The organism is Streptomyces sp. NPDC029152, assembly GCF_055564355.1.
Window position 1 is genome coordinate 62,148 of sequence record NZ_JBVHWR010000026.1, and the last position, 8,449, is coordinate 70,596.

Consider the following 8,449-nt stretch of genomic DNA (forward strand, 5'->3'; position numbering starts at 1 on the left):
TACAAGCGGTTCACGGGCGGCACGTCGCACGACGGGTGGGGCGGGGGCGGTCCCGGCCGGGCCGGGAGGCGCGCCGCCGGCAGGAACACGGCCCCGGCAGGACGTCCGCGACATGCACGCTAGGCGGCGCGGGCGGGCGCCCCCAGTGGGCACAAGTGACGCCCCGCGGGGTGGTCACAACTGCCCAGTGCCGCCCACGATCACCGCTGGCCACCATGGACGGCGTCACTCGTGGACAACAGCCCGGACGCCCGACTGGGGGCGCCTTCACGGGCACCCGGCCCGATCGCAGCGGTCGCGGCCCCATCATGGTGTCGAGAGGAAAAGCCGGTCGTGTACCCGCATCACCAGCCCCCGCACAGCCCGCGCCAGGCGGTGCTGACCACCATCGCCTCGGACTCACACACCTGGAACCTGCTCTTCCTGCAGCTGCTGCTCGAGGAGCAGGGCTGGGAGGTCACCAATCTCGGCGCGTGCGTCCCGGTCGGCGTCCTGGTCGAGGAGGCCACGGCCCGCACGCCCGATCTGATCGTCGTCAGCACGGTCAACGGACACGGCGCCGAAGAGGCCCCGGGCCTGGCCCGGGCGGTGCGCGCCGTGCCCGCGCTGGCCGAGGTGCCGCTCGTCGTCGGAGGCAAGCTGGACACCTCCGGCGATCCCTCCCAGGACGCCCGGGCGGCGCTCACCGACGCCGGCTTCGACGCCGTCCTGACCGGCGCGAACGCCGTCCCCGGACTGCTCGCCCTGCTGGACGGCCTGCCCGGGCACCGGCACGAGAGGTCCCACGCCGATGCCGTCCGCTGAACCCGGCCCGGCCGCCGGCGCCTTCCACCGCTTCATGGCGGACGCCGCTCGCACCGGCGGCCTCGTCGTGCAGCCCCGCATGGGCTTCGCCGACCCCGCCCGGATGCGCGCGGGCCTGATCGCCACCCGCGCCGCCGACGCCACCACCGTCGGCACCCTCACCCTGGACAGCTTCACCCGCGTCGGTGACTACGCCGCCGCGGCCCGCGCCGCCGCCCAGGGCCATCCCCTCAACGGCTATCCGCTGGTCAGCACGGACCGGGAGACCACCGCCGGTCTGCTCCGCGGCGTCCACGGCCCCGGCTTCCCCGTGCAGGTGCGGCACGGCTCCGCGCGGCCGGGGCCGATCGTCGACGCCCTCGTCGCCGCCGGCCTCGACGCCACGGAGGGCGGCCCCGTCTCCTACTGCCTGCCCTACGGCCGCACCCCGCTGGCCACCTCGGTCCGTGCGTGGGCCGAGGCGTGCCGCAGCCTCGCCGCCCTGCGCGAGAGCGGCGCCGAACCGCACCTGGAGACCTTCGGCGGGTGCATGCTGGGCCAGCTCTGCCCACCGTCCCTGCTCGTCGCCCTCTCCGTCCTGGAGGCGGTGTTCTTCCGCCGGCACGGCCTGCGCAGCGTCTCCCTCAGCTACGCCCAGCAGATCAGCCCCGAACAGGACGAGGAGGCCGTCCACGCGCTGCGCGCCCTGGCCGCCGACCACCTTCCGGACGCTTCCTGGCACGTGGTCGTCTACGCGTACATGGGCGTCTACCCGGAGACCCGGGCGGGTGCGCTGCGGCTGGTCGCGGACGCCGCCCGGCTCGCCGTGCGCACCGGGGCCGCCCGGCTCATCGTCAAGACGCCCGCGGAGTCGGCCCGCATCCCCTCGGTCGAGGAGAACGTCACCGCGCTGGAGACCGCGGCCGCCGCCGCCCGCACCGCACGGCCGGCCCCGCCGCCGCCGTCCACCGGCGTCGAGGCGGAGGCCCGCGCCCTCGTCGAGGCCGTCCTGCACCTGCACGACGACCTCGGCCAGGCCCTGGTCCGCGCCTTCGCGCACGGCTACCTCGACGTTCCCTTCTGCCTGCACCCCGACAACGCGGGGCGCACCCGCAGCTTCATCTCCGACCACGGCCGGCTGGAGTGGTCCCGCACCGGGTCGCTCCCGCTCGGCCGCTCCACCGCGGCACCGCCGTCCCGGCGGTTGACCTCGTCCGGTCTGCTGCACGCGCTCCACCACGTCAAGAACCGCTACGACGACCCCGCCGCCCTCCTCGGCGGGGCGGGCTGACCCGAGCGGCCCCGCCCCGGGTCCCCTCCCCCGCCGGTGACCCCTACCCGGTAACGACAGGACAGGACACGACATGACACTCCAGACGGATCTCCCGCCGGTGCCCCGGACGCCCGCGCTGCCCTCGCCGCTGGAACACCTGCGCGACCCGCGGACCCGCGCGGCCCTGCGCGTCCAGCAGGCCCTCGTGGCCGGTGCCCGCGCCTTCCTCCGCTCCGACGGCGCCGTGGAGATGGCCCACCCGGTCATCGGCCCCGTCACCGACCCGGGCTCCCGCGGCGCCAAGCAGGTCGACGTCGACTACTACGGCCACCGTTACAAGCTGATGACCAGCGCCATCCTCTACAAGCAGGCGTCGCTGCTGGCCTTCGACCGCATCTTCCTCGTCGCGCCCAACGTCCGCCTGGAGCCCGTCGAGACCAGCAGCACGCAGCGTCACCTCGCCGAGTTCCGGCAGATCGACGTCGAGTACGCGGGCGCCACCCGGGACGTCGCCATGGACGTCGCCGAGGAGCTGGTCCGCCACGCCGTGACCAGCGCCGTCGACGAGTGCGGCGCCGATCTCGCGGCGCTCGGCCGCGACCCGGACGCCCTGCGCCGTTACGTGGCCCGGCCGTTCGCCCGCGTCCCGCACGGCGAGGTCGTCGACGGCCTGCGCCGCGGCGGCTACCCGCAGGACGCCGGGACCGAGATCGACTGGGAGGCCGAGGAACGCATCTCCCGCCAGGCCGACGCCCCGTTCTTCATCGTCGGCTACCCCAAGGGCTCCCGCGGCTTCTACGACAAGGAGAGCCCGGCCGAACCCGGCACCCTGCTCAACTTCGACCTCATCGCCCCCGAGGGCTGCGGCGAACTCTGCAGCGGCAGCGAACGCGAGTACGACTACGCGGCCCTGGTGACCCGGATGCGGGAGACCGGCGAGAACCCCTCCAAGTACGCTTGGTACCTCGACGTCGCCCGTCACGGCATCCCCAGCAGCGCCGGCTTCGGCATCGGCCTGGAGCGCCTGACCCGCTGGGTCACCGGCCTGGACGCCGCCTGGCGCACCACCGCCTTCCCGAAGATCGCGGGGGTGGTGTCGCCGTGACCCGGCTGACCGCACCCGGCCTGCCCGAGGACGCGGTCCGTGCCCGGGCCCGCGCCGGCGCCGCCGCCGTCTTCCCGCCCCTCGACACCTACGGCACCGCCGTCTTCGGCGCCTGCCCGGAACCCGCCGGCGACGAGATCGACGCGCTGCGCCTGGCCCCGCCCGTCTTCATGCCGGGCCGCCTCGCCGCGCTCATCGACCTCGGCCGCGAGCCCCTCCACTCGGACGTCCGTCTCGACACCGACCTCGGGGGCTTCTCCTCCCCGCTGCCGGTCTACCTGTCGGCGCTCGGCTCCACCCGCGTCGCCGGCACCAGTCTCGCGCTCAGCCGCCAGGCCGGACGGCTCGGCGTCCCGATGGTCATCGGCGAGAACGTCGCCCCCATGAACGGCTTCCGCACCGGCGCCGACGACCACCGCAAGGGCCTGCTGGAACGCATCCAGGCGTACTGCGAGGAACTTCCCGACGGCGTCGGCGGCGTCTGTGTCCAGCAGAGCACCGAGGACGCCGACTCCGAGGTCTGGAACCACGTCTACAGCGACCCGGCCGTCACCGGCCTCCTCACCTCGGGCCGCCTCGGCTTCGAACTCAAGGTCGGCCAGGGCGCCAAGCCCGGCCTCGGCGGCCTCACCATGGTCAGCGAAGAGGTCGCGTCCGACCTCGCCGGGCAGTACACCGTGGAACGGCTCGGCCCCGGTGCCGCGTCCCTCCTGCGCTGTGCGAGCCCCGGCACCTTCACCGAGGAGATCTTCCGCCGGCAGATCCAGCTCATGCGCAACAACTATCCGCGCGCCCGCTGCTGGGTGAAGCTCTTCCCCGGCCGCGACGTCGGCCGCGCCGCCGGCGTCGCCTGGGACGCCGGCGCCCACGCCGTCACCGTCGACGGCGCCGAGGGCGGCACCGGCTGGGCCCCCACCGGCTTCCTCGGCCAGGTCGGCCTGCCCCTCGCCGCGTGCCTGCGCCGGGTCGACCCCGCCGGCCGCACCCTCCTCGCCAGCGGACGCGTCTGGGACGGCATCCGCGCCGTGAAGCTGCTCGCCCTCGGCGCCCGCGCCGTCGGCCTCGGCCGCGCCGCCCTGATCGCCGCCGACGAGGACCCCGAGCACGGACTCGAACGCCTGCTGGACGCCATGGCGCTGGAGCTGCGCATGGCCGTCAGCGCACTGGGCCGTTACGCGGTGGAGGACACCGGCCCCGAAGACCTGTGGGAGCCCCGGACATGATCTACGAACACGCCTACGAACTGGTCACCGACGACCTCTTCGTCCTGCTGCCCCGGATGGTGCCCGGCTCCGACGTCTTCCTGAAGATCGAGGGGCTCAACCCGGCCGGCTCCGTCAAGCTGAAGACCGCGCTGAGCCTCGTCCAGGACGCCGAGCACCGCGGCGTCCTCACGCCGGGCGCCCGCGTGATCGAGTCCTCCTCCGGCAATCTCGGCATCGCCCTCAGCTCCGTGTGCGCCACCAAGGGGTACCACTTCACCTGCGTCGTCGACCCGAACACCAACGCCACGAGCATCGATCACATGCGCGCCCTGGGCGCCGAGGTGGTCGTGGTCGACACCGTCGACGCCAACGGCGGTTTCCTCCAGTCGCGCATCGCCCACATCCGGCGCCGCGTCGAAGCCGACCCCGCCATGGTCTGGCTCAACCAGTACGCCAACGCGGCCAACCCACGCGCCCATTACGAACAGACCGCGCGCAGCCTGCTGAAGGAGGTCCAGCACGTCGACCACGTGTTCATCGGCGTCGGCTCCACGGGCACCTTCGTCGGCTGCGCGCAGTACCTGCGCGAGTTCTCGCCCCACACCCGGATCGTCGCCGTGGACGCCGCCGGCTCCGTCATCCTCGGCGCCGCACCCGGCCCGCGACGCATCCCCGGACTGGGCGCCAGCCGCGTCCCCGAACTGTTCGAACCCGGCCTCGTCGACGACGTCGAACTGGTCGCCGAAGAGGACGCCGTGCGCGAGTGCCGGCTGCTCGCCCGCACCCACGGCCTGCTCACCGGCGGCTCCACCGGCTCGGTCCTGGCCGCCGTCCGCCGCCGGGCCGGCACCCTCCCGGCCGGCTCCCGCATCGCCGCGATCTCCCCCGACCTCGGCGAGCGCTACCTCGGCACGATCTACAACGACGACTGGGTCGAGCGGCACTTCGGCGTCCTGATGTGATCCCGGCCGCTCCACCAGCCCGTCCACGCCACCTGCCCTCGAAAGGCAACCACCGATGTCGACCTTCCACGTGATCGACGGCTCCGTCGCCCAGGATGTCATCGGCTCCTCGCCGTCGGACGTCCTGGACCTCGTGCGGGAGACCTACCTCCAGCACGACCGCGGAGCCACCGTCAACCCCAACAGCCACTTCCTGCGCTTCCCCCACGATCCCGGCGCCCGGATCATCGCCCTGCCCGCCCACCTCGGCGGCGACACACCGGTCTCCGGTCTCAAGTGGATCGCCAGCTACCCGCAGAACGTACGCCACAACCTGCCGCGCGCCTCCGCCGTCCTCCTGCTGAACGACGCGGAGACCGGATACCCGTTCGCCTGCCTGGAAGCGTCCGGCATCAGCGCCGCCCGCACCGCGGCGTCCGCCGCGCTCGCCGTGGAGACCCTGGCCGACGGCGACGACCCGAAGACGGTCCTCTTCGTCGGCGCCGGTGTCATCGGCCGGACCGTCTCCGACTTCCTCGCCGCCCGCGGCACCCGCGTCCGCGAATGCCTGGTCCACGACCACGTCGACGCGTACGCCGAGACCTTCGCCGCCTACGCCGCCGGCGCCCACGGCTGGCAGGCCCGGGCGGTGGACCAGATCGACGCGGCCCTGGCCACCGCCGACCTGGTCGTCCTCGCCACCACCGCGCCGGCGCCCTGGCTGACGGAGGGACAGACCCTCCTGCCGGGCCAGCTCATCCTGAACCTGTCCCTGCGCGACATCCACCCCACCGTCATGATCAAGTGCCACAACGTCCTGGACGACATCGACCACTGCCTCACCGCGCGGACGTCGCCGCACCTCACGGAGATGGAGTACGGTACGCGCGACTTCATCGACGGCACGCTGTCCGACGTGCTGCGCGGTGACGTCGCTCTCGGCCACGACCGTCCCGTCGTGTTCTCCCCGTTCGGCCTCGGCGTCCTCGACCTGGCCGTCGGCCACCACATCTACCGGACCGCCGTGCGCACCGGCCGGGCCACCGAGATACCGGGCTTCTTCCCGGACCTGAAGCGCTGGTGAGCCGGGCGGCGCCGGCCGCCGCCCCCACGCCCCGGTCCCCTGCCCCCACCCCGTCTTCGGTGGGGGGCAGGGGACCGGGGCGTCGCCGTGTGCGCCGCGGGGAGGAGCGCGGGAGGGGGCTGTGCCCGCACCGGCCGTGCGCCCGGGGCCCTCGGGGGGGGGGTTGCGTGCCGGGGCTCGGGAGCCCCGCCGCCCCGGCCGCCGGCACGCACGGGGCGGTAAGGGACCGAGCCAGGGGGCGCGCGCTGCGGGGCCGCGGTCCGCCCACTCACGGACGACCGGCGGACCGGCGCACAGGAAGAGGGGCCCGCCACCTTCGTGGCGGGCCCCTCCTGTCGGCTCCGGTACTCCGGCGGCCTCCGGTGGTCAGACCGGCAGCAGCTCTCCCTCCCGGTCGGCGGCGGCCGCCGGCACGGCCTCCCGCAGCATGGAGACCACGAGCTGCAGTTGCTCGTCGCCCCTGACCATCTCCATGTGGCGGCCCGGCATCGCCCGCTGGGCCAGCCCGGCCGGGTACAGCCCGCGCCAGTGGGCGACGTACCGGGCTTCCGGCACCTCGTCCCCGCTGCCCTCACGCACCGTGTCGCTGACGAACAGGGTCGCCCGGGCCGCCGAGGGCCCGGGCCGGTAGGCGGCGAGCGAGCGCACCTCGGCCTCCAGCACCGCATAGGGCAGCCACTCGTCGAGCGTGACCAGGTTCGGGTCGAGGTTCATCTCCGGCGCGATGCGCCGCAGCTCCTGCTCCGTGGCCTCCCGTTCGGCCCCGTGCTCGTTCTGGCCGCGGCGCCACAACGCGTCGACCCTGCGGTACACCTCGGCGTGCCGCTGGAAGCGGTCCCGCTGGTCGTGGCCGGTCACCGCCGGTTCCAGCAGGTACAGGCCGGCCACCTCCTCCGGTGCCGCCACGCCCATGGCGTGCGCGATCACGGCACCCGTCGACCATCCGAGGATCCTGTACGGGCCCGTGGGCTGCACCGTGCGGATCTCCCGCCAGTACCGTTCCGCGATCGACTCGATCCCGACGAGCGGCGCCTCTGCCGGGTCCAGACCCGGAGCCTGGATGCCGTACACGGTGAAGACGCCCGCCAGGCTCCGTGCGAGCACCCGGTACGGGTGGGTGCTGCCGCCTCCGGGGTGCACGCAGAACAGGACGGGCAGCTCGGGATCGACCACGGACGACAGGAGCACCACGAGCCCGGACGACGCCGGTTGCGGGACGTCCAGCGCGGCCGCCAGCTGGGCCACCGTCGGGTGCCGCACGATCTGCTGGAGGGCGACGCCCAGCCCGGCCTCCCGCAGCCGCGCGACCACCCGTACCGCGCTGATCGACTGTCCGCCGAGTTCGAAGAAGTTGTCGTGGATGCCGATGGTGTCGACGCCGAGGACGTCGGACCAGACGGCGGTGATGGTCTGCTCGGTCGAGTTGCGGGGTGGGGTGTAGGTGGTGGCGAGGTCGGGCCGGTCGTGGCCGGGGGCGGGCAGGGCCTTGGTGTCGACCTTGCCGTTGGGGGTGAGGGGGAGCTGGTCGAGGAGGACGTAGGTGCTCGGGACCATGTAGTCGGGCAGTCCGCGCTGAAGGTGGGAGCGGAGTTGGTGGCTCGCCGGGGTGGCATCGGGAACGGGAACGACGTAGGCGACGAGCTGTTTGTTGCCGGGGGTGTCCTCGCGGAGGGTGACGGCGGTGGTGTGGATGTGGGGGTGGGTGGTGAGGGCGTTCTCGATCTCGCCGAGTTCGATGCGGTAGCCGCGGAGCTTGACCTGGTTGTCGATGCGGCCGATGAACTCCATGGTGCCGTCCGGCCGCCACTTGACCAGGTCGCCGGTGTGGTAGACCCGCGGGTCGGGGTTGGGCGGGGTGAGGGGGTTGGGGGTGAAGCGCTGTGCGGTCAGCTCGGGCCGGTGGTGGTAGTGCCGGGCCAGGCAGATCCCGCCCAGCAGGGCATGACCGGGGACACCGACGGGTGCGGGCTGGTGGTGGTGGTCCAGGACGTAGGCGGTGGTGTTGGTGATGGGCCGGCCCAGCGTGGTGGTGCCGCCGTGCGGGTCGGGCGCGGTGGT

Annotated in this window: 7 protein-coding genes; 6 read left to right on the plus strand and 1 reads right to left on the minus strand. The window is 73.8% G+C overall.

Features of this window, described 5'->3' with window-relative positions:
• Window positions 1-333 precede the first annotated feature (333 nt).
• The 6 genes from ACZ4V6_RS33170 (at window position 334) to sbnB (ending at window position 6,391) form a co-directional block, all read left to right on the plus strand.
• On the plus strand, window positions 334-804 hold the full coding sequence (locus ACZ4V6_RS33170) for a cobalamin B12-binding domain-containing protein (RefSeq protein ID WP_467834535.1): 471 nt from the start codon (window positions 334-336) through the stop codon (window positions 802-804).
• Window positions 791-2,074, plus strand: coding sequence for a methylaspartate mutase (locus ACZ4V6_RS33175; protein ID WP_467834537.1), 1,284 nt, complete (start codon window positions 791-793; stop codon window positions 2,072-2,074). Before ACZ4V6_RS33170 ends, ACZ4V6_RS33175 begins: the two co-directional genes overlap by 14 nt.
• Before the next feature lie 73 nt (window positions 2,075-2,147).
• Window positions 2,148-3,161, plus strand: coding sequence for an asparagine synthetase A (locus ACZ4V6_RS33180; protein WP_467834539.1), 1,014 nt, complete (start codon window positions 2,148-2,150; stop codon window positions 3,159-3,161).
• Window positions 3,158-4,384, plus strand: coding sequence for a glutamate synthase-related protein (locus tag ACZ4V6_RS33185; RefSeq protein ID WP_467834540.1), 1,227 nt, complete (start codon window positions 3,158-3,160; stop codon window positions 4,382-4,384). Before ACZ4V6_RS33180 ends, ACZ4V6_RS33185 begins: the two co-directional genes overlap by 4 nt.
• Window positions 4,381-5,328, plus strand: coding sequence for a 2,3-diaminopropionate biosynthesis protein SbnA (gene sbnA, locus ACZ4V6_RS33190; RefSeq protein ID WP_467834542.1), 948 nt, complete (start codon window positions 4,381-4,383; stop codon window positions 5,326-5,328). Before ACZ4V6_RS33185 ends, sbnA begins: the two co-directional genes overlap by 4 nt.
• A 55-nt stretch (window positions 5,329-5,383) precedes the next feature.
• Window positions 5,384-6,391 (plus strand): 2,3-diaminopropionate biosynthesis protein SbnB, encoded by a 1,008-nt coding sequence (gene sbnB, locus ACZ4V6_RS33195; RefSeq protein WP_467834543.1) that lies wholly within the window; start codon window positions 5,384-5,386, stop codon window positions 6,389-6,391.
• A gap of 366 nt (window positions 6,392-6,757) precedes the next feature.
• On the opposite strand, the gene ACZ4V6_RS33200 is transcribed toward sbnB, so the two are convergent.
• The coding region (locus ACZ4V6_RS33200; RefSeq protein WP_467834545.1) for an alpha/beta fold hydrolase at window positions 6,758-8,449 on the minus strand (1,692 nt) is incomplete at its 5' end.